This window comes from Nocardia thraciensis, assembly GCF_054782435.1.
Window position 1 is genome coordinate 80,698 of the sequence record NZ_BAAGSM010000030.1, and the last position, 21,819, is coordinate 102,516.

Annotated in this window: 15 protein-coding genes and 1 pseudogene; 3 read left to right on the plus strand and 13 right to left on the minus strand. The window is 64.3% G+C overall.

All coding sequences use genetic code 11. The annotated features are described in order from the left end of the window. Window positions 1–845: 845 nt before the first annotated feature. The gene (locus tag ACYVLQ_RS20420) at window positions 846–1,202 is read right to left on the minus strand and encodes a hypothetical protein (RefSeq protein WP_460699104.1); all 357 of its coding nucleotides are present in this window, start codon (window positions 1,200–1,202) and stop codon (window positions 846–848) included. A gap of 415 nt (window positions 1,203–1,617) precedes the next feature. Next, window positions 1,618–2,631: a DUF6615 family protein gene (locus ACYVLQ_RS20425; RefSeq protein ID WP_460699105.1), complete on the minus strand. Its 1,014-nt coding sequence runs from the start codon at window positions 2,629–2,631 to the stop codon at window positions 1,618–1,620. A gap of 785 nt (window positions 2,632–3,416) precedes the next feature. Between ACYVLQ_RS20425 and ACYVLQ_RS20430 the strand changes: the two genes are divergently transcribed. Further along, window positions 3,417–3,788, plus strand: a complete 372-nt coding sequence (locus tag ACYVLQ_RS20430) for a DUF6283 family protein (RefSeq protein WP_460699106.1) — start codon at window positions 3,417–3,419, stop codon at window positions 3,786–3,788. 82 nt (window positions 3,789–3,870) lie between these two features. On the opposite strand, the gene ACYVLQ_RS20435 is transcribed toward ACYVLQ_RS20430, so the two are convergent. Both ACYVLQ_RS20435 and ACYVLQ_RS20440 read right to left on the minus strand, forming a co-directional pair. Beyond that, window positions 3,871–4,530: a transposase gene (locus ACYVLQ_RS20435; RefSeq protein WP_460699107.1), complete on the minus strand. Its 660-nt coding sequence runs from the start codon at window positions 4,528–4,530 to the stop codon at window positions 3,871–3,873. Further along, window positions 4,527–4,976 carry a transposase gene (locus ACYVLQ_RS20440; protein ID WP_460699108.1) on the minus strand — a complete coding sequence of 150 codons (450 nt, stop codon included), beginning with the start codon at window positions 4,974–4,976 and terminating at the stop codon, window positions 4,527–4,529. Before ACYVLQ_RS20440 ends, ACYVLQ_RS20435 begins: the two co-directional genes overlap by 4 nt. Before the next feature lie 587 nt (window positions 4,977–5,563). Between ACYVLQ_RS20440 and ACYVLQ_RS20445 the strand changes: the two genes are divergently transcribed. Next, complete coding sequence (locus ACYVLQ_RS20445; RefSeq protein WP_460699109.1) at window positions 5,564–6,277, plus strand: hypothetical protein; 714 nt, start codon at window positions 5,564–5,566, stop codon at window positions 6,275–6,277. A 402-nt stretch (window positions 6,278–6,679) separates the two neighbouring features. Here the strand turns inward: ACYVLQ_RS20445 and ACYVLQ_RS20450 are convergent, their stop codons facing one another. The 6 genes and pseudogenes from ACYVLQ_RS20450 to ACYVLQ_RS20475 form a co-directional block, all read right to left on the minus strand. Next, window positions 6,680–7,669 carry a terpene synthase family protein gene (locus ACYVLQ_RS20450; RefSeq protein WP_460699110.1) on the minus strand — a complete coding sequence of 330 codons (990 nt, stop codon included), beginning with the start codon at window positions 7,667–7,669 and terminating at the stop codon, window positions 6,680–6,682. Between the two features lie 929 nt (window positions 7,670–8,598). Then, the gene (locus ACYVLQ_RS20455) at window positions 8,599–8,739 is read right to left on the minus strand and encodes a hypothetical protein (protein WP_460699111.1); all 141 of its coding nucleotides are present in this window, start codon (window positions 8,737–8,739) and stop codon (window positions 8,599–8,601) included. Next, the gene (locus ACYVLQ_RS20460; protein WP_460699112.1) at window positions 8,736–9,086 is read right to left on the minus strand and encodes a hypothetical protein; all 351 of its coding nucleotides are present in this window, start codon (window positions 9,084–9,086) and stop codon (window positions 8,736–8,738) included. The genes ACYVLQ_RS20455 and ACYVLQ_RS20460 overlap by 4 nt, the downstream gene beginning before the upstream one ends. A gap of 299 nt (window positions 9,087–9,385) precedes the next feature. Next, window positions 9,386–10,465 (minus strand): terpene synthase family protein, encoded by a 1,080-nt coding sequence (locus ACYVLQ_RS20465; protein ID WP_460699113.1) that lies wholly within the window; start codon window positions 10,463–10,465, stop codon window positions 9,386–9,388. Between the two features lie 585 nt (window positions 10,466–11,050). Continuing rightward, window positions 11,051–12,085, minus strand: a complete 1,035-nt coding sequence (locus tag ACYVLQ_RS20470; protein WP_460699114.1) for a terpene synthase family protein — start codon at window positions 12,083–12,085, stop codon at window positions 11,051–11,053. A gap of 5 nt (window positions 12,086–12,090) precedes the next feature. Beyond that, window positions 12,091–13,460, minus strand: a pseudogene (locus ACYVLQ_RS20475) (cytochrome P450). A gap of 923 nt (window positions 13,461–14,383) precedes the next feature. Between ACYVLQ_RS20475 and ACYVLQ_RS20480 the strand changes: the two are divergent. Beyond that, window positions 14,384–16,729: a TOTE conflict system archaeo-eukaryotic primase domain-containing protein gene (locus ACYVLQ_RS20480; protein WP_460699115.1), complete on the plus strand. Its 2,346-nt coding sequence runs from the start codon at window positions 14,384–14,386 to the stop codon at window positions 16,727–16,729. Window positions 16,730–16,980: 251 nt separating this feature from the next. Here the strand turns inward: ACYVLQ_RS20480 and ACYVLQ_RS20485 are convergent, their stop codons facing one another. The 3 genes from ACYVLQ_RS20485 to ACYVLQ_RS20495 form a co-directional block, all read right to left on the minus strand. Beyond that, window positions 16,981–17,916, minus strand: a complete 936-nt coding sequence (locus ACYVLQ_RS20485) for a terpene synthase family protein (RefSeq protein ID WP_460699116.1) — start codon at window positions 17,914–17,916, stop codon at window positions 16,981–16,983. 964 nt (window positions 17,917–18,880) lie between these two features. Continuing rightward, complete coding sequence (locus ACYVLQ_RS20490) at window positions 18,881–20,302, minus strand: hypothetical protein (protein WP_460699117.1); 1,422 nt, start codon at window positions 20,300–20,302, stop codon at window positions 18,881–18,883. A gap of 703 nt (window positions 20,303–21,005) precedes the next feature. Beyond that, window positions 21,006–21,818: a terpene synthase family protein gene (locus tag ACYVLQ_RS20495; RefSeq protein ID WP_460699118.1), complete on the minus strand. Its 813-nt coding sequence runs from the start codon at window positions 21,816–21,818 to the stop codon at window positions 21,006–21,008. Window position 21,819: the final 1 nt, after the last annotated feature.

Here is a 21,819-nt window from a genome sequence, read left to right on the forward strand (position 1 = left end):
GCAAGCTGACCGTTTCCAGGTCGAACATCTCGCATACGCGCACTGGTCGGTTGTCGACCGTATCCAGGTCGTAGACCTCGACGGCTTTGGCGTTGAGGATTGAGACCCGGAGGACGAGTCCCCGATCGTCCCGCCTCGTACCGGCGGCTGGAGCGGTCCCGCGAACTTCCGGCGGACATGGCGTGACGCGCGAGGTGACACGTTCGCGTGGATGACTCCGAAGACTTCCGCAAGACGGTAGCCACGGTGATCACTCTCGAATACGGCATCGGGCGGGCGGGTTTTGCAACTCGGTCACCGTGTCGGCTCGAAGGTCACCGAGCAGCACAGCAGCACTATGTGGAGCGGGACGTGCTGGTTCCGGACTCGAGCGCGGCACTGGAACGGTTCGCCGGGGAACGGTCAACCGTGGGAAATGACCGAGACTGAAAGCGCATCGGGGGCAATGCTGAACCCTGGAATGACAAAAGCCCTGGCAGCGTGGGTGCCAGGGCTTCGTGAGCGTGCGCCATCAGGGACTCGAACCCCGAACCCGCTGTTACGGGTTCGGGGTTTTCCCGTGTTCACCTCTGATCACAGGCAACCCTGTTCGGCAGCTTACCTGCGGTTATGTTCAAGATCGCTGCACGCTTGGTCACGCAGGATCACGCATAGTCACCCGGAAAGTTTGGGGTAATTTTGGGGTGGGTTGAATCTGTCCCCACTGTTGCCCCGGACGCAATCCCAGACTGTGTTCCGTTCCATCAGACGGTCCGGCGTCGTCACCGAACCAGACATTCGTCGCACGGATGGTACCTGTGGCTCGCTCGTCAGGCCCGACTGTGCTGTGGTTGTCAGCTCGGCCATTACCCTTCGGGCGCATAGAACTCCGCGAAATAGGCTGCGCCGGTTAGGCCTTGGACGGGGAATGTTTCGCGAGCCTCGACCGGATTGCCGAACAGGTAGCCATGTCTGGCCAGTGGGTTCCCGCTCATCTGTTCAACAACGGCGGTGGCTGCTTCGGCAACGCGCCGGTGGTATTCGTCGAGCTGCTGTCGCCGGAGCTGATGGCGCCTTGTCCGCTCATTCTCGTCAATGCCGGCTTCATTGGGGTCGGGGGCGGTGACGACTTCGGCGAAGCTGAAGTCGGTCTCGAACGGTACCGCCAAGAGGTGCCGCTGGTGTCCGTGCGGAGTCGGCGGAATCTCATCGAGCGCAGTCATCCATTAACCCTAGTTCGGCATGGGAAGGAAGCGTAGCCGCCAGCGGTGCGCGCGGAGGAAGGGGAGGAAGTCGCCTCTGGTGCGGGCCGCGCCGCGACGGCTGTCGCAGGTTCGTGCCCCCGGCGGGGCACTATAAGGATGGGACCGGCCGCGAACAGCGGTTTTCTTGGGGGACGTTGACGATAGAGACGCGGTTCGGCTATCCGAAGGCGGATGGAACGCGTTGATAGGGCCAAGAACCCGAATCTGCTGTTTTTCAGCTGTGCCCGTTCTGCTGTGACCGGTGGTCGGGGCGGCGCTCGTCGTGGAGGTGGTGGACGGCGTCGTCCACCGGGTCCGGAATTCGGCGCGGCCACCGCCGCCTCGGCGAACGTGGGACACCGGAGTCAACCATCCCGGTGGTGGGTGGGCGGCGTTAGTATTCGCCGCTGAACCTGCCGGTGTCGGTGACAAGGGCGTAGGTCGCCGGTGCCTGGTAGCCCGTGAATTCCTCCTCGATCGGGTTTCGATTCTGGTGCAGAGCAAGGGTCGCCGCGGCATAGGACGGAAGCTGCGCTCGTCGAATCGCGCGGCCTTCACCGATATCGACAGCATGCACGAGGGCTTGCAGTTCTTGTGTCCACTGGACATGTCGAGATCCGTACCGGCCTTGTGCCACCTGCGCCGAGTCGACGGTGTCGGCGAGCAGGTTCCGGTGGATCCGATCGAGGAGGCGGGGTGCTCGCGGGAGGCCGGCTGGCTCGCGCCTCTTGCCGAGCCCGAACAAACATGACCACGGCATGGCGTGGCTGAGGTAGCGCGGGGCGTATACCCGTTTGGTTTTGTCACGGCCCAGGGAGTGGAGCGTGGCTACGTGGTGGGTGGGCAAGGCTGCGCATCCCCACCAGTTGGGTAGGCGCGGGTCGGTACTGAGGCGGGAGCGGGGGTCGTCGTCTCTGCTGCGTAGTCCGTCGAAGTGCGGGTAGTGCGGGTTGTTTCGCAGGGCGCGCAGGTCTGCGCGATTGTTTCGGAGTTCGCCGAATCGGGTTGCCTCCCAGCCGTTGTAGAAGACGTGATAGGGCAGGGTGTACGTGTCTTGGCAGCCCTCGATGAGGGTGTTGTACTGGTAGTCGCCGTCCTTGTCTCCGAGGTGATCGAGCGCGCGGTAGCCGACGTCGTAGATGCGTTTGGCTTGGATACGCAGGCACAACCACCCGTCGGTGGGGGAGCCGATCCACCACTCCCAGTCCGCGCCGCCGCGTTTCTCGTTTGCTGGGGTGAGTCGTCGTACCGCGATCTGAGGGAAGCGACGGTGTAGTTCGAGCAGCAGCGCATCGGTCACCGATGTCTCGCCGGGTGCCAATCCGCACGGATAGCCGTCCTCGTAATCCTTCCAGGTCCGCAGCGCGAGCGTGTCCATCGTTAGTTGCAGATCCGACAAGCTGGCCATCTTCCCCCCGGCGCGGTTGGCTCTCGTGAATGTCTCGACGACGCTTAACTGTCGAATCCGGAGATGGTCCCTGTCAAGATCTTCCGTGCAAGGGACAGCATGTGATCGAGGTCAGTGCCCGCGCCGCACGGATCGGCACTAGGCAGTAGCGTGGCTGACGATCTGAGCCAATAATGGCGGATCACGTTGCTGCTCTACGTGATTCTGCCCAGATATGGTCTGAGTCGGCCGCCGCGACTTATCGGCACATACTGCCAACTTCGGATATTGCGGGTGCGGTGGCAGACATAGACGTTGCCGTGGACGATCCGTAGCGTTCGTGGCTGTTGTGCGGCGCTCCGCGGGGTTCAGGCACCTTTGGTGACCAGCGCGGAACCGAAGATGGTGCCCCATTCGCCGGTCGAGGTGAACCGATAGTTCAATGTGCCGTACCCTATGAAAATCCACTCGCTGCCCTCGACATGGTCAGCACTGTCACCCTAGTGGAGGACGAGCCGCGTCTCGTAGCAACCGCCACCGGTGCAGACAGCGCGAGAACGGATGTCATCCAGTGTGTAGTGCGTCACGAGCTGACCCTATGCGAACTGGCACGGCCACGGTCTGGATCCTTCGAACTCGGTGCCGGGTCCCGTTCGTGTTCGTAGGATATCGGCGTGGACGGTGATGATCAGGAACAGCAGGTGCGAGCTGGCGTTGCGGGCCAGGACTGCGGCGGTCGTGGTTCTGCCGCCGAGGCGTGTGGGAGCGAGGTCATCGCGGTCACCGAAGGCGCCAACGGGTGGGGCGTGGTCACGGTCCAGGGAGGCGACCGGGACGATTACCGTCAGACACCGTGTGCGACGTGCCCGTGGCTGCGGGATTCACCGATCGGCATGTTCCCGCCCGAGGTATTCCGACACAGCGCACGCACGGCCTACGACTTATCGCAACATCGATTCGGTTGCCACACAAGCGGTTCCGATGACCCTGCAACGTGTGCGGGGTTGTTGCTGCGGGGTGCGCAGCACAACCTCGCCGTGCGTATGCACGGCCCCGACACCGACGGTATCTCCTGTGACAGGCCGTTGTACGACAGCTACCGGGAGATGGCGATCGCGAACGGCGTGGATCCGGACGACCCGATGCTGGCGCCGTGCCGTGACGGAGTCTATCCGTGACCCGACGATGTTGTCCGTTGAATACCATGCGGGTCAAACTTCAGGATCTGGCACTAGTTTCGTGATTCGGCGATCGACTTGCTCAGTTGCTCAACAGGATTCGCTTGCCAAGCAGGTCGGTCTTCGCACGTCCGAACACCTGGCGTTTCAGCATTTTGATGCGGTCGACATGCCCTTCTCCGGCGGCAACTGTATCGAAGTCTCGGCGCAGGCCCCGAACGAACGAGTGCAGGGCCGGTAGGTCGTCGGCCTCAATGGCTGCCATCCATCGCTCGATTTCACGGCCTCGGAACTCCTTCATCATCGTACCGAACGCACGGACATGTCCGGCCAGACAGGCGAGTTCGGGTCCTGCGGCCAGGATTGCATCCAGTTGCCGACGATCGTCGGGATCGAGGCCAGCAGGGTCGCTCATGATCCAGCTGGCGACGCGGCGGACAGAGGGTGGCTTGCGGACCGGGCGTGGAGCATGGCCGGTGGTGCGGAATGCGTGCAAGTAGTGGAGCACGATCGTCGCGCCGCCGCGGTAGCCTAGGTCCTGGATCTCGTGGAACAGCTGAGTTGCTTTGGTGCAGCCCTCATTCCATCGCTTGTGCAGGTGCGGCTTGAATTCATCCAGCAGACTCGGGCGGCGGCCGGTGCCGGTGTTGGCCAGAAGCTCGTCGACCGTGTCGGCGCGGGCGTAGCGCCAGACAGTGTCGTGAGCGAGGCCGAGTCGAGCGCCGATTTCGCGGATGCTCACGCCGTCACGGCGCGGTCCCGGCATACAATCTCGACGCCGGGATGCGTCCGCAGCCAGGCGGACAAGGTGTCGGCGGTACGGTCGTCGAGGACATCGACCGGCCGCCGGGTCTCGATGTCGATCGGATCGTTCCGTAGTGATGCCCGCGCCGAAGTGCGAAGTCGTCGACCCCAAGTACCCGTGGAGTCGCCTGATCGGGATCCGGCAGCGCGAATCTGACGCAATAGTGTCATCCGCGCCACCGACGCCGCCAGATGCGCGGTCAGCCGGGAACCGGCCCGGCCACCGAGAGCCAGGCATACCCGGTACAGCAGCCGCTGCAGCATTGTCGTGCGCCGAGCGTGCCGGACCGCCACACTGGGCACCTGTTCCGCGAAAGTCCTTCTCGCACACTCGGTGTTGTCGCAGAACAACCGGCGTACCCGTAGCTGGATCAGCACCCTCACGGCCGGCAACGGCGGCGTCGGACAGCCGCCGTTCATACCGGCTGTGCGCCCGCTGCGACATCGCTCCGCACACGGGACAGGCAACCGGCTCGCCGAGAGCGCTGGCCTGAATGGATAACACCCGGTCGGATGCATGAACGCGCTCGGTCGACAACTGGGCGAGATGCGGGAACGGGACCGCCACCAGTCCAAGATCAGAGCACTCGCGACATCTTCAACTATCAAGCGCCCGAGCGCATTTCTAACGGGTCAATCACGCAAACCGTGCCAGATCCACGGTTGACCGGAGTTGACAGTCGCTGGGCGGCGCCGTCCCGGTACGCCTTCGGCATGCCCCGGTACACCAGCACCTGCAGCTAGCTAACAGTGGGTGTCACGGTGCAGCAGCCCCGCATGTCAGCCGCGTTCTAAGTGTCTGTGAACAAACTGCTCATTTTCGGGTGCGGGCGAGGCGGCGGGACATGAGGATGATCATCGACCAGGTGACGATGGCTTCGTGGTGTTCGGGGAGGCGTTCGTAGTCGCGGACGCATCGTCGGCGTCGGGTGATCCAGCCGGATGGGTCGGCCGAGCGGCGAGGTGCCAGCGTGCTGGCCCTTTTCCGCTCGGCCTCCCGCCGAACCGGACTTGACAGTTTCCCGATCATCCGGCTCTCCGGTGAACTACCGCGTGAGTGGTGCGACAGGGTGCCCGGTGTGGATGTGGCTGTGGCAGGCGGCGCAGACCACGAGGGTTTTGCGCCGCCGGTTGGCCATTGCTGTATTCCATTGGGGCTGAAGCGGTCCGGGTATTCCTCGGTCTGCGAGTTTGCGGATGTGGTGGACTTCGACGCGGCCCACTATGCCGCAGAGTTCGCAGGTGTCCGCCAGGAGCCGAGTGAGGATCTCCTTGTGCGGGTAGTCGACCCGGATCGGCGCAGAATCGGTGACTCTCGCCGTTTTCTGCCGGTGCAACGGAATGTCACCGAACCGTGCGACCAGTGGTTTCCTGCCGTCGCGTTCGATGCGTGCTTCGAAGCAGGTGCGCGGGCGAATGCAGTTCCGGTCCGTGTGGAGCCACTGATCTTCGATCCGTCCGGCGAGGCAGCGGTGATTTTTGTGGTGTGGAACTCAGCTTCGACAGCTACCAGCGGTTCGCCGATTGAGCCCAGCGTGCTGAGTCTTACGTCAGTAAGGCTCAGTCTGATGTCTTGTATACTCTCGCTGCGCTGGCTGGCGGGCACAATGTCGAGGCCAGTATGTCTCGTACGCGCCCCCGAAGGCCGGGTGGCTCCCTGGTTCGGCTCTGTCCTGCTGGGCTGATCCAGGTGTCGGCTACCGACGATGAACCGAACTGGACCGCAAGCCGCGAGAGCAGCACTGGTCATCGTCTGCCCTCTGCGTCCACCAGCTGGTGCCGTCGCGTCATGGATGTGAAAGCGATTGATATCAACTCGATCGACGCTGGCGGCGCCGACGACCGGGTCGTACTGTCCGGCGGGGCCAGCGTCGAGATGGCATGTCCCTGTGTGGATGTGGCCAGCCTGCCAGGGCTGGTGCGTGGGGTGTAGGACCGACCCCGGCAGGCTGGTGTCCTGAACGGTCGGGCGCTTTGGTACCGGCCGACTGATATTCGGAACAGCGACGTCGTCGACCGATTCGGCTCGTGCGCCAATCCAATCGTCGAGCTGCATATGAATAATCGTGCAGCCGTCCTACACCGGGTCAGCGAAGAGACGTCCACCACCAGTGGATCGATGGGAGTGTGAGAGGTTGGGTGAGATCGTGGCGGTGCACGGTCGTGGCGGGTTCCTCGTGGAGGGTCAGTGGGATTCGCTCTCGGCCGGTGTCGTAGCGGCTGGTTCCGTGGCGGGCCCAATCCAGGTGGCCGCGAATCAGGTCGTCGAGGCCACGCACGTAACGATGCAGCAGGGTCCCTTCGGGAGGCTGGAGTCGGGCGCGGCGCTGCGTGTAACACCACATGGCCTGGTTGCGCATGTGGATGGCGTCGATCACGGCCTGGTGTGTGCTTGGGGCGCTGTGGTGGGCGAGGGCTGTGACGAGGTTGATCTGGTCGATCCCGTGTTCGACTTCGATGGGGTGCGAGTAGATGTCGTTATCCCAGGCCAGGAGGACGGAGACGATATCGGCGAGGGCCCGGACATCCGGGCGGGTCAGGTCGGCGGCGGCGAGTTCGAATCCGCCGGCGAGTTCGATCAGGCTGATGGCGGAATCGTAGGAGGCGGCGTCGAGCCGCCGGATCAGCGTGACGGTATCGGGAGTGGGCACGGTGCCGGCTCGGCGATGAACGCCCGCCCAGACGGCGCCGGCGGCGAATTCACGGTGGTGATCGACCCACCGTTCGTACACTGCCGGGGTCGCAAGTTCCTGGAAATCTGCGGCGATCTCGAGGAGCGCGGTGGTGTAGGGGTCGGTGGCGGAGGTGGATTCCGGCGCGTCCAGCACCCGCATGATGCGGTAATGCCAGTCGGTCGCCGCCGGCAGGTCATGGGTTGCCAGCTGTTCGATCTGGTCGTCGAAGGCGAAGCCCCACAGGTGCAGCTTGGCGATTGCTTCCAACGCTGCGGTGCTGCTGTGGGGGAATAGCCGGCCAACGAAATCGCCGACTCCGGTGTCCTCGAGCTTGCGTTCGGCCGTACCTGTCGCGCACAGTCCTCGGGCTCGTATCCATTCGACCGCACGGTGGTCGACCACGGCGGACTGCGGATGGGCGGCGGGACGCAGCGGGCAGTAGAACGGCGGTATCTCGGTTGGCTCCCTCCGGAGTCCTCGAATGCTGTCGGTGTGCGATGCGGTGCTGACCATTGGATATCTGCTGTCCTGACCTATTGCGACCGGCGACAGATGTCGCACATCAATTCGACCGTCCCAGGCGGCGCCCACGAGACGCTATGGCCGCGGTTACGCGGGCCGCTCCCGGCCAGTGTCGAAGACTTCCGGATCGACCCGACCATCGGTACCGGTGCGTTTCAGAATCACACGCCAGCCCACCGGAACAGAACGGCGTCGTACGCATGGGGGCAATGCACGAGACGCATTCGCAGCGGATGTCGCCCTTGTGGCGCAATCCCTTTGACCCGCCGCCGATGGCGTGCATCGGCAGAGAGCGGTGGGTCCCGGCGATGGGCTCACCACGGCCGGGACCCATACACCGTGTCGTCGACTCCGAATATCCGATGGTGCACAGAGACCGTCAGCGGCTGCCGCGCACTGTCTCGGATACGGCCGGGCGCTGGTGGCGGACGCAATGAGCCGCTGACGACCACCAGCGACCGGTCACCACAGCCCTGCCGCGCGTCACCCGACCTTGCGCTGTCGGCGGAGTTGATTATCGTAGCGGGCAGCGGGTCTGGTGACTGCTGTCGGTGGCCGTCGTTGACTCGTTGTCCGACAAGGCATTCGACCTGTTGTGCGCCCGCGGTTCTCGATGACGACGAGTGGGAGGATCTGCTGGTTGCCGAGGGGTTCGGTACGGCCGATGATATGTGGGAAATGATCGAAGAATTCGACTATCCCTGGCTGGGGATCCTGCCGGGCGGCCCGCAATTTCGGCTTTGGCGCCCTGCGGGACGGGCGGGTGTGTTCGAATCGACTGACCGCCGCGGAGATCGAGGCCGGGCTGATCACTCACCGCGGACCCCGACCTGGGCGCACTGCTGCGCGACGACATGATCATCGACGGCTTGGGCGGGCCTCGTGCCGGGTCTACCGATCTCGATCTGGAAATGTTCGCCGGTCGCCGCCTCGACGACTGTCTCGGTCACACACTGCTGCGGCGCAGTTCCCTGTGGTGTTCCCCGTGTCCTGGAGGCTCGGGCGAACCCGGCCATGCCGTCATGGGCGCGTTGCTGGCGATCATGGCGTCGGCGATGGCCACGTAGCCGAGTCCGGGCGGCCCAGCTCCCGGTGGGCGGAGGAAGTCGAGGGTGAGCATGTGGTGAATGCCTTTCGGCATCGGTTCCGAGGCATACAGCTCCTCGATGGCTTCGAGCCGAGCTACGCCGGTCGGTGAAAAGTTTCCCACACTCGCGATGAAGGTTGTGGACGAGAACGCCTGCGGTTTGATTAACCGGGCGGACAACAACCTGGGACAGCCCACCTTGCCGGACAAGCTCTTATGAGTTGCCGTCCGATTGCGTGCGGCGGGACACGTGTTGGTATTTGACCGACAATTGCCTGCCATGGAGAACCTGGCGGATCGAACCACGCATAGCGGCAATACGCTCGGCGCATACGCATAATCGGACCGTCCGCATGCGGATCTACCATCGGAACCCCCACACTCTTGTGTGCTTCCGGTGTCCTCCGGAGCCAGACACGACCGGACTATCACTAACGGCGGCAAGCCGTAATGTCCGATGACGGGGCCGGACAGGCTGGAAATTGATTCCGTAGATCTGGCGTCGTTGGTCAATGGACTGTTCGGTGCCGGTAAAGAGTCATTTGTTCGGGTTCTGTGTTACCTGCGGTGGAGTCGGTGAGATTGCGAGGGTGGTCGTGGTATCGGCTGCTCCACCGGTGGAAGCGCAGGTTGGCGGGGATCATGTGGCCGAGTTCGTGGAGGTAGATTTCGATGTCCGGGTGGATTCGGCCGGTAGTGGTGACAATCTTGTCTGCCAGGTCTGTGAAGGCATGCTCGATGGCTACAGCTCGGGCGGCCAGATGGTCAAGACTCTGCTGGAGTGTCATGCGCTCGTTGTCCATGAGCTGCCAGACGCTGCTGACCTTCTCGTGGGCGGCTATCTCCTTGGGGAAGGAGTAGATGTCGTTGACGTAGATCCAGTGGTCGATGACCAGATCTCGGGCTGCTCGCAGGTCGGGGTTTTCGGTTAGTTCGTTGCCTACATCGATGCCGAGGCCGAACTCTGCCAGTGTGAGTAGCCAGTAACCGTAGACGTTTGTCCGGCGGTGTTTCAGATATCCCGGTATATCGTCGAAGCGTTGGTGGTTCAGGGTTGTCTCTTCTTCGGCGCTGTTGGTGACGGTTTGCTTGGCGACCGTGGCGAGGCGCTCGTTGAACGCGGGGTTGGAGGGCAGGTGGAACAGGCGATGCCCGTCGAAGGTCATGCGTGCGATGGGGCTGTAGTCGTCCCGGTTCACGCCGTCGAGGGCTTGACAGATCTCCGTGCAGGCCCGTCGGCGAGCCGTCGGGTCTGCCTGGAGGTCTGGACTGGAGAAAGAATCGTCCACCAGTGCGAGCCACAGGCCAAGGACCAGAAGCGGAAAAATGCGGTCTGCTCGCGCATGTGGGTAGCACATCGCCATCCACAGGTCGTCGCGGTGGGCCAGCTTGCGATCGGTGCGTGGTGTGCCACTCTCGTCTGGTTCTCGGAAGTACTGCTGGAAGTAGGGCCGTAACCAATGCAGCACTTGCGGGGCGAGTGCCTCATAGTCCCCGTGCGTCGCCAGGGGGAGTTGAACCGGAATCGGAGGCACGCTGTACTCGGTGCCGTATTCGAGTCGCTGGTAGGCAGGGTTGAAATCGGACATTTCTCAACTGTCCTTCCGCAGGATCAGATCTTTCCTATGGCGACACAAGGGTTCGCAGTTGTTGTTCACGGGATTCGCCGATCTCGCCATGCGACGTGACCGGCCAGTGTGGTCAATACGTCGGCTCGTCTGCAGTCAGGAAAAGACATGATGCCTGCAGACAAGACGCTGTCGAATTTCTGACAGCTGTGTTGTGCTCCGCCCCCGGCCGTGACCACCGCGGCAATGCGGCCGATGTCGAACTGGGTAGTTTCGGTAATTTCCACCATCCCCGGTTATGCGAGAAACGGGTGACAGCTACAGATTCACCCTCGACCCGAGAGCAATGAACGGCAGCTCACGCATAACGACTATGCGGCGACCGCATCGCACCGATCCAACCGTCGTCCCAGTGTCCGCCGAACACGGCTGACGAGGGTTTACCCCCAATTGTTTTGTCGAGACTGACGTGCCTCACTGCGAGCGACCACGCTACCGTGGGTTGTGGCCTACCCGTTGCCGAACGGTGGGCTCCAAGGAAACGGCGAGGCCGATCCACCGCCCCTCGGACTGGCCCCGATCCACCCCGCGCAGCGGCGAAGGCGATCAGGCCTTCGGAACTGAATTGGGTTGTTCCGCCGGCCAGATCAGGTCCTGCAGGTAGGAATGCTGGCTGTCGGGATGGGCTGTGGCGTCGGGGATGGTGTAGCGCGTTGTCCGCCGATACCAGTGCAGGCAGCCGTTGGTCCATTGCCGCATCCCGGCGGCGGTTCGCAGGATCTGTTGGTGTTCGTCCGCCACGATACCCAGCTGTCTGAGGGTGTTGGGCAGGGCGCGTTCTGCGGCGTGGAAGTCGGCGATTCGCTGGGTGATCTTGCTAGCGGTCACGGCGAGGGCGCTGTCCAGGTCGATGTTGTGGGCTGCGCGCAGTACCAGCACCAGGTTGTGAATGTCGCCGCGTTGGATGTCCAGATGGACCGAGTGCATGTCGTTCTGCCACGCCACCACATCGCTGGCGGCAGTGACCAGGGCTTGGTAGACCGGTGAGGCGTACACGTGGTCGCAGATCTCGACGCTCTGGCTCAATTCCACGAGGTCGAATCCGAACTCCATGCCCACCGACAGCCGCCGGGTTTGCGTGAAATCGGCGACCGCGGGGATGTTGCCGTGCAGCCGATCGCGGGACTCGCGTTCGAATCCGGTGAAGAACAGGTCTAGGTGGTGGGTGAATCGCCGGTAGAAGCCCGGCGACACGCGCTCCCGGGTGCGGCGTGCCACCTCAGCGATCGAGTGGGTGAACTCGGTACCGTCCGTGCTGGTGTCCTGTCCTGACTCGATGAGCTGGCGCAGCCGCCGGTGTACCGGCGCCCATGCCTGAGGCGAGTCGTACCTGCTCAACGTATGTAGGTCGTCGAGCAGAAAGGTGACAAACAACCACTCTGCACAGAGGCACAGGTCCTCATACGAGGCCTCCGGATAGGTCAAGGCGACGAACTCGCCGTATCCGGCCCGCAGCCGTCGAGTGCCGTCATCGGTTTCGTCGAGGCCGACCCGTCCACCAAAGGCCTGCACATGGCCCTCGACCTCGTCGATGTAGGGGCTGACCTCCGGAGGAGTAGGAGCGGTGAACGTCGGGATCATGGTGATCACCACCCTTCGGGTGTGTGGCGGGTGGCGGTCAGGCGCAGCCCCCGCGGACCCAGGGTGCCGGCTGGTTCGGGGTTCAGGCGGTGGCCAGGTAGGGCTTGCAGCCGCCAGCGGGAGACGATGGTGGTCAACGCGAGAACGGCCTCGATGGTCCCGAATTGTTCACCGATGCATTTGCGGGCGCCGGCGCCGAATGGAATGAACCCGTCCTTCGGTATCGCACGCCCGGGCAGCCAGCGATCGGGGTCGAAACGATCCGGGTTGTCATACAGGTCGGGGCGACGGTGGATGAGGTAGGGGCTGTAGACCAGGGTGGTCCCCTCGGGGACCGAGTATCGCCCCAGCCGGGTGTGGCAGTGACACGACGGGTCAATATCCACCGCGGCGGCCACAGCCGCAGGGTTTCGGTGATCACCCGGCCGGCCAGTACCAGTCGAGGGAGGTCGGCATGCTCGGCCGGACGGCCCGCCAGGACGGCCTCGGCCTCGGCTTGCAGACGCTGTTCGATCTCCGGGTGCTGCGCAAGCAGACCGAGCGCCCACGCCAAGGTTTTCGCGGTGGTCTCCGTCCCCGCGAAGAAGAATGTCCTGACCAGATCGATGATCTCGGTGTCGGACAAGCCACGGTCACTGTCGTCGGTGTCGTGTGCGCTCAGCAATGCCGACAACAGATCCCCATGGTCGATGGCACTGCTACGTCGATCCGCAATGAGGTCCGCCATGGTCTGATGCAGGCGAGCGTTGGCGCGGTTGTAGCGGCGATTTCCGGGAATTGGCAACCAGTCCAGCGACGGCGGCGTCAGCATACGCCGATAGAGTCCTGCTATAACGGCGGCAACATCATCAATTGCCTGACGCCGCACGGTAGGAGCCAGGGTGTCGGAAAACATCGTGTCGGCCAAAATGCTCGATGATATCGCCGTCGTTTCGTCGAATACATCCAAGACCTGTCCGTCGTGCCATTCGTCGATCACCGAAACGACACAAGCGGTCACAGCCCGGCCATACCCAGGCATGCGGGCCGCGTGGAACGCCGGCTGGCACAGACGACGCTGCGACCGGTGACCTCTGCTGCGAGTTACCGTGGCCAATCCCTCGCCCATGGCCTCCTGGAGCCTGTCGAAAAAGAAGCCCCCCTTGTCGAATATCTCGTCATGCCGCAAGACCTGGCCGACCAGGGCGGGCTCGCAAACCACGACCGCCTTGGCCGTGCCGACCCGGACGACTACCAGGTCCCCGTAGGCGGGCAGGGAAGTGAAGAACTCGAGGGGCCGTCGGAACAGATGCGGCAGGTGCCCGAGTAGCGGCAGCGCCCCCGGCGCGGTCGGGATCGGGCATGGAACAGTTGCGGCACCGGTGATGTCGATCATTTCCGAGCCCTCTCCTATTCCGGCTCCCAGTAGAGTTGCGGCAGAACAGCTTTCATACTCAAGTATCGGGCTCAACCGCCGATGCTGAATGACATCCCCTGCATAACAGCGATGCGTCCACTACATACCGCGACGGTGAGGAGGTCATCAGGTACCCGTGGTCACGAAGCGATCCTGAACATCGGCTCGTCGGCTACTTTCATCACGTGCCCGAGGCCCAGTTGGCCGTGGGCGACCAGCATCGACCGTTGGTCTCGGTCGACTCGGCGGCCCGCAATTGCGCGGGATGCTCGCGCAAACGGGCGTTGTTTCGGGAGTGCCAACGGTGGGAGCCGACCGCCCGATCGACAATCGCAGCTGCACAGTGGCGAAATCGTTGGCGGCTGTGACGTGCACAGTCGAGTGTCCAGCCATCGCGTTCACTGACGGTGGGGGCCCGCAGGTCGGTGACCCGCACCCCGCATCCACCGGATCCGTCCATCGCAACCCCCACCAGCGGGACTGGAAAAGCTATGTCGCGCAGGGTGACCCACGGCCGTTCCCGTCGCGCACGCCCACGCCACACCGTCTCGACGGTCGGTGAACGGTCCGCGGGCACCCCGCCGGCCGGTCGGACGGGCACCGCGTACAGCGGTAACTCTGGCGGCACGTGGATACTTCTACCCGACACAAACGCCTGGTCCGCGTACCCGCCGGTGGGAGGAAACCCGACGGCCCCGTGATCGTCACGCGAGAGCCGGTGCGGTCGTCGTGCGGCGCGACCGGGGAAACCACTCACACCGGTCTTCACCACAGCGCGCGGACGCGGCGCGGTATCGGGCAACCGCCCGCGCCGCCGGGAGCCACCGGGTGCGCCGCCGGGCGTTTCATGACCGCAGCCCACCATTCCGGGGCCGGGTGCCGGCGGTGCACACTGGGTGCCCGTGGAGGTATTTCCCGGCGAACTCGACGCCCTGCGGGCAGAGAACACCCGGCTGCGGAATCTGTTGCGGCTCACCGAGGAACATGCCCGTGCCGCGGTACCGGACCAGACTGCGGCGGGCACACCGGTCGACAGAGAGACGTCACCGCAGGCGAAGGTCGCGTTCTACCTCGATCTGTTCCGGTGCCGGTCCGATACCTACGCGGTGCGGTGGGAGAACCCTCGCAGTGGGCGATCAGGGTGGGTGCCCGCGATCGAGGGATACTGGCGCAAGGGCATGTCAGCGGCGGATGCGACGTACCTGCCGCTCACCGCCGACGTCGTCGACCGGCATCTGCGCGGCAACCACCACATCGGCCTGTATCCGCTGGCCGACGACGACACCTGCCGGTGGATCGCTGCCGACTTCGACAAAGACACCGCCATGCTGGATGCGCTGGCGTACCTGAAAGCCGCGCGCGCCACCGATATTCCGGCCGCGCTGGAGGTGTCGCAGTCCGGGCGGGGCGCGCACGTGTGGATCTTCTTCGCTCAGGCCACACCGGCGGCGTCGGCCCGGCGGATCGCGACCGGGCTGCTCGCCGAGGCGATCGGGTTGCGCGGCCGAATGAGCTTGGCCAGCTACGACCGGCTGTTCCCGTCGCAGGACACCCACACCGGACGCGGGGTCGGCAACCTCATCGCCGCACCCCTCAACGGTGCCCGTCGCCGGCACGGCACCACGCTGTTCCTCGACCCCGCAACCCTCGAACCGTTCGACGACCAGTGGGCATACCTGTCGAGCATCCCCCGCCTGTCCGCGAAACAGGTTGCCGCGCTGGTCAACTCGCTGCCGCAGCCCACGGTCGGCCACGACGTGCGGCGGCTGCGACTGCCGACGGCGTCGAAGATCGTGCCGAGGCCCGCCGCGGTGGTGCGAGCGTCGTTCGCCGCCCGGATCCAGGTAACGGCCACCGATCTCGGGCCCGCGATGATCTCCGCGGTCAAACACGCTGCGTCGATCCCGAATCCGGAGTTCTACGCGCGCCAGCGCGCCCGCCGCAGCACCTGGGACACACCACGATTCCTGCGCAGCTACGACGAAACACTCGACGGAGACCTGATCCTGCCCCGCGGCCTGCTACCCCTGCTGACCACGCTCATCGAATCCGCCGGTAGCACCCTGCACATCGACGACACCCGCGGCCACGGCACCGCCCACCCCTTCACCTGCACTGCCGAGCTCCGGCCCGAGCAGCACCGCGCGCTGCGAGACATCGGCACAGCGGACGCGACCCTGGTCGTGGCGCCACCGGGGACGGGGAAGACCGTGATCGCCTGCGCCGCCATCGCCGCACGCGGCTCCTCGACGCTGATCATCGTCGACCGCAAAGCCCTCGCCGACCAGTGGCGCGCCCGCATCAGCGAACACCTCGGCATCAAGTGCGGGCAGATCGGCGGCGGCCGATCCAAAACCACCGGCGTCGTCGACGTCGCGCTGCTGCCCACCCTCGCCCGCAGAGCCAATATCGCCGAGCTCACCGGCGGTTACGGGTTCGTGGTGGTCGACGAATGCCACCACGTGGCGGCGACGGCGTTCACCGATGTCCTCAACAACATCCCCGCACGGTATTGGCTCGGCCTGACCGCCACGCCGTATCGCCGCGACCAGCTCAACGACCTCATCTACCATCAGCTCGGCACCCACACCCACACCGTCGACGCCCCCAAAGCAGGCGAACTGCCGGCAGGCGGTGCAGCACCCGGCCCACATCCGGTGCTGCACGTCCACCCCACCCGTTTCGCCTACACCGGCGACGCCGACCCGGCACAGCCCGGCGGGATCGCGAAGATCTACCGCGCTCTGGCCACCAACGCCGACCGCCTCGACCAGATCGTCACCGATGTCGTCGCAGCGCACCGCGACGGCGCGAACATCCTCGTCCTGACCAGCTGGGTCCATCACCTCACCGCGCTGGCCGACCGGCTCCGCGCCGCCGGCCTCGGCGAGATCATCGTCCTGCGCGGCGGAATGAACGCCCGCGAACGCCGAGCAGCCACCGACACCATCACCACCCATCAGCAACGCGGGCTACGGCTGCTGATCGTCGGCACCGGCCCGTATATCGGTGAAGGCTTCGACTGCCCCGCACTGGACACGCTGTTCCTCGCCGCCCCGGTGAAGTTCAAAGGCCGCCTCGTCCAGTACGTCGGCCGCATCACCAGACCACACCCCGCCAAAACCACCGCCACTGTCCACGACTACCACGACGCACTCACACCCGTCATCGCCAAAACTCTCTACGAACGCGCACCTGGATACACCGAACTCGGTTTCCCCGACCCACGCAAACACCTCCACAGCTGACCCGCAAAGACGACGCTATCCGAGTTCCGAACGCAACGGCGCAGCCGATGTCGTGCACACGGACCACGGAAACCGTTAATTACCAACCTGTTCTGCCGCACGACAAATCATCAACCCAGGGCATGACACCTAGAACCCGGCAGCCACGCCGAACTCCTTGCCCGTAGCGGCCGTTATGGCGAGTTGTTCCGTACTCATTCCGCCGGGCCTGCAGCGAAGCACCATGACTGGCAACCGCCTTTTCATGCACTTCAGCAACGTCGACGGCCGTCAGATCTGGATCGGGCGTTGGCTGGCTCCTGATCCTCTGCGAAGGTGTAGTTATCGGCAAGTCCGTAACGTGAGGTGGATAGTGACCATACGCCGTTGCCGACCAGCCACGCGCTCAATCCATCGAAATAGCGGCGCAACGGCTCACTCGTGTGCGGCTGGAGGTCCGACAGTAGCCGCTGATAGGAGGCCAGTTCGGCGTCGTGCATCCGGACCGCCTCGTTCACGGCGTCCTGAACGCTTCGTCCGGTGTGCTCGGAAAGCACACCCACCAGGTTCGCGATTCCGGGCCCCTGGGTCGCTGATTCGCGTACCCACGAATAGATGTCATTGGCGAAACACACGATATTGATCATCGTGGCAGTCACGCGGAGGGCGAGCGGATCGTAGAAGTCGGCGTCACTCAATTGATAACCGCATAGAGCGTCTCCGATAGCAACAATCGTCCACATCGATGAGGAGTGAGACCGCATAGTGCAATAGTCCGCTAATGTGGCACATCGGCCGAGTTCCCGATGTGCAGCCTCCCAGGTCAGCCCCAGCATGTAGGCTCGGAAGGCGGAGGCGAATCGTGCCCATTGCACCGCCGAACCGAACGTGGTGAATCGGTCGCGCAAATCGGCAAACGCTGTCGCCCACGGGTCCCCGGGGTCTGGAACGTACGTGGGGTCGTCGATGATATTGACCAGCCGAGCCACGGACCGGGCCTGCGCCGCGGCGTGATAGCCCAGCGCCGCCTCGTCGCAGTAGTGATCGTCGAAGGTGAAAAGCCATGAACCCCAGTCGGCGATCCACCACAAACCCTCGACTGTGGCCTGTGGATAGATCAGCGCGGCGAACTGTCCTGGTGCGATCGCGCGGTACCGGTCGACCAGTGGTGCCCCGACCGCCAAACAGTGATGCTGCACCCACTGCATGGTGTGTTGCTGTGCTGCGTGTGCCAGCGGGTGTACTTGCAGCGGAAATGGATACGAGAGGCGAGGCACCACCAGCCGGGTGGTGTCCGGGAATGATGTCGTCCTGCTCCGGTGGAAAGCCGGCGAAGCTTCGTCAGGCCGAGCTTCCATCTCAGTCCGTTCCTGATATCGGCCACACAAGTCCGCCCATGATCGTGTAGGTGGTCCCGGACCGGACCTCTCCAGGGCTCGGGAACCTTCCTTCGTCGAACCGGTTAGCTGTTAGCCGGAATCCTGGCAACAGTTTTCCTGCCACTCGGCAGCGCGCGCCACAGATCATCGAGACTGTTGATCCTGCCCGGCACCCGAGGCCCTGCCCCCGCAGCCGCCACAACGTGCGCGCCGGACACCGATCGATAATCCGGCACTTCGTTCATTCGGCGCGCATCGGGGCATCGGTGAGGGTGCACCAGCCGATGTGGCGGAGCATCGTCTGTCACAGTGGGCCCGGCGCCGACTTCACCGGCCTGCAGCGCGCGGTGGTGTGCGGTTGTGGTCAGCGTGTCTGTCATCGCGCCTACATCCCTGTTCTGTATCCGGCGCGACCGGGTCTACGGTCGGTACAGAAATCATCAACCCGACCGTGCCCAGGACTGTGCACGCGACGCGCATAGTTCAGATGCAATACACGCATAACCGGTGTCTCGCCGGGCACGCCTGAGGTTCCCTGTCGTCGAGCGGCACGAGGCCGCAGCCGTGTCCGATCAGGCAGGCGGAGGCAGGCCTATCTTGCCCTGCTCCCGACGCGGGACTGTTTAATTAACGGCTCCTCTCTGTGTCAAGCCGTCGCGAACAGACAGGTACCAAACTCGGTCGAGAAAGCCCATGAGCAAGGCGGCATCGCGTTTCATAGAAATGTCAACGCTCACCCCGTTGGAGCAGTCATTCGATCGGCTAGCGATCGAGTCGAGCAATCAGCCCGCATTCATACGAGATAGGGATCCCACACACCGGTCGGGCCGGTATAGCGGGCGGTGGGATCGGCAGCCCACCACACACGCTCGAGCAGTGCGAGGACGGTGTAGACGGCCATCCGGTTGACACATGTGCAGTCCCCGGCGGCCTTGCGGAGGTATCCCGCGTCCAGATGTACGGTGCGCTGTTGCCAGCTTGCTTGCTCGTAGCCGAGGCATCCGGCACAGCCGGCGAAGTGCGCGAGGCACGTGTCGACAATCCGGTCGTAGTTGGATCTGTCCCGGCAGGTGCGGCGTATCGAGAAATCGCCGGGATGTTCGGCGCGCGGCGCCGGATTCATTCGGTTCAGCACGGGGTCGGCATATGGGTCGGTGGTAGCGCCGTTCGGTGGGGCGAGATTGTCCAGCAGTGTCGCGGTCTGATACCGCGTGACGTAGACGTTCCAGATCAGCACTCGGCCCGCCAGTAAGATCGGCCATAGTAGATCGTGGTCGATGGCCCAGGCCCACAGGTCCACGCAGAACCGCCGCACGAGGGCCCCGCTGTCCTCCAGATTGTGGGCGGCCAGCAGCGTGAAGAAGTTGTGGCTTTCGTTCGCGGCGTTGTCATGGCGCCGATCGCAGGCGTCGTGCATCACCATGCCCGCGAATCCGGTCGCTTCGACCAGTTGATCGCTGATCCCGTCGTCCGGCCATTCCAGGGCGGAGAGCAGGGCGAGAGCGCGGCCTGCCGAGTTTACGATGCGGTAGCGAATGCTGCGTCGTTCATTGTTCCCTGCCGTGATGCCAGCGGCTTTCGGGTGTAGCACGTCCAGGTAGAGCGCCTGCAGGCAGGTCAGCCAGGAATCCATGACTGCGCATTCCCGCGAGCCGGGGCCGTGGTCCTGTTGTGCGTGGTCGATGTAGGCCGCCAGGGCGCGGCAACTGTCCTCGGCCACGTCGGACAGTTGCTCGGCGAAGTGGTGATAGTCGAATGATGCCCCGAAGACGCAGGAGACAGCGCCGCCGTGGACACACTGCGGGCATATGCGGGTCTGGTCGGCTATGCACCACGCGAAGCCGTACAGTTGCTCGGCCGCGCCACGCCAGAAGTCGGTGGCGGGCACCGGGAAGGACCGATTGAATACCGACAGAACTGGCTCGTGAACGCTGCCGATCCCGAGTCGCTGTGGTGCGTCGGTGGCAAGCTGAACCGTGTCACCCAGGCAAATACGGTGGGCATGTGCCTCTGCGGAGTTCTCCGCCCACACGAGTCCACCGATCGGCACGTCGAGGCTCCCGACCTGGCATCCGGGGTCGAAGAGACGGTCGGGCAGGTCTGGACGCCATTGCCGACGCAACTCGCTGAGCCGCGATATATCGGCGCTGAGCAGATCGGGGAGGCCTCTATTGCCGGTGTACAGCTGCGCCCCGAACAATGCTGTGTTCGCCATGCCGGCCTCTCGAAATGTATGGACTGCCGGGCTGCTGGCGTCATCCGCGTTACCGGACCGATCTGTAACCGTCCGCTCGTCGCGGCAGACTCGACGATCAGCGACCTCGCCCTCCGACACCACACAGTGAGAGCGGGTGGGCAAGCGGCGGTGGGTGCCGATGCCGACGCCCGATGCGCTGTTCGTCCACTGACCGGACCGAAGCATCTCCCAGGATTACTGCCGTACCACCGATAGAGCACAGCGCCGAACGCATAGCGACTATGCGCCCGTGACATCTGGAGTGAATGCCCTGTGCCGCCACGGCGCTATGGTGCGGCTTCGATCAGTGCTGTCGAGATGGTGCGGTGGAGTACGAAGCGAGTGGTGACTGTCGCCGTCGACGCGGGGCATTGCTGGGTCCTCCACAGCGGCGGCGCCTTCGTCCATCACGCCGTCATCGACGACCACAACAGGGGTGCCCCCGCCGACCGCATGGTCGAAATAGACTGGCACACAACCGGAAACAGGTCCGCGGCAATTACGCCCGCCTGGCCGAACTGTCCCGGTGCGGCGACCCCGACCTCCTGATCGTCAACGCCCACGACCCGCGGGCAGCATCCCTTTACCGACGGCCCACTGTCGGGTGCGGCAACGGGTGACATCCTCGTGGGGGCTGCGGCGCAGCGGGAAGGCAGCTCCACTTCGGGCCAGGCATCCTCGGTCAATCCGGGACTGGACACGGGCCTCCGTACGAGTCGAGTGCGGTTGTATCAGTCCCACCACCAGTCAATCGCAGCGAGGTCGGGTTTTCCCGTCGTCGCCGGAGCATCCGAGACGGAGCCGGTGGTGAGGACCGCGTTGGGGTGGGAGCCATCCGGGTTGGTGTATCGAGCAGCTTCGAGACCCCATTCGAAATTTCCCCGCAGGAGGATCCCAGGTTGTTGAGGTAGCGAGTCAGCGGCGCGGAGGCCGCCTCGGCGGTGTGGGCGCGAAGGTCGTGGAAGCGTGCCACTATCCGGTCGCGCAGTCTGACACACTCCGCCAGAGCCTGGTCGCGCGAGATGCCCTGTTCCGACATGAACACCTCGATCATGCTGTTGTAGCGGGGGCTGCGTCGCCACACGTTTCGTGCGAACCACAGGTCCTTTCCGTATGAGTACAAATCGTCGTCCAGTGCCGCGACGGCGCTTGCCATCTCGGTCAGTGCCCTCACCGGGGGCGAGGTGATTTCCGCCTCGGGTATCAGCTCGCCCTCAGCGATCTGAAGCCAACAGAGTGTCGGCGCGCCGGCCGCGTACATCATCCGCGTGAACAGGTAGTCGTTCACCGGCCGACGCACGTCGCGGTAGGTCGCCGGGATCTCCCACCCCACACACATCAGCCACGTCGTGTGCGCGTCTGCGAGCCGGCGTACCTGCTCTGGGTAGGCGGCGCGATGCAGCCGCCGGGCAAGGTCCTGCACAGCCCCTGCGAACGGATGCTCCGAGTCCAGGACGCCGGCGGTCGGGACCTCGAGAATCCGGATGATCCGCACC

Coding starts and splice junctions, on each gene's coding strand:
- ACYVLQ_RS20425 (WP_460699105.1), bottom strand. CDS start 2,631: ATGGCCAGCTTGTCGGATCTGCAACTAACGATGGACACGCTCGCGCTG.
- ACYVLQ_RS20465 (WP_460699113.1), bottom strand. CDS start 10,465: ATGTCCGATTTCAACCCTGCCTACCAGCGACTCGAATACGGCACCGAG.
- ACYVLQ_RS20470 (WP_460699114.1), bottom strand. CDS start 12,085: ATGATCCCGACGTTCACCGCTCCTACTCCTCCGGAGGTCAGCCCCTAC.
- ACYVLQ_RS20490 (WP_460699117.1), bottom strand. CDS start 20,302: ATGGCGAACACAGCATTGTTCGGGGCGCAGCTGTACACCGGCAATAGA.
- ACYVLQ_RS20420 (WP_460699104.1), bottom strand. CDS start 1,202: ATGACTGCGCTCGATGAGATTCCGCCGACTCCGCACGGACACCAGCGG.
- ACYVLQ_RS20485 (WP_460699116.1), bottom strand. CDS start 17,916: ATGCAGTGGGTGCAGCATCACTGTTTGGCGGTCGGGGCACCACTGGTC.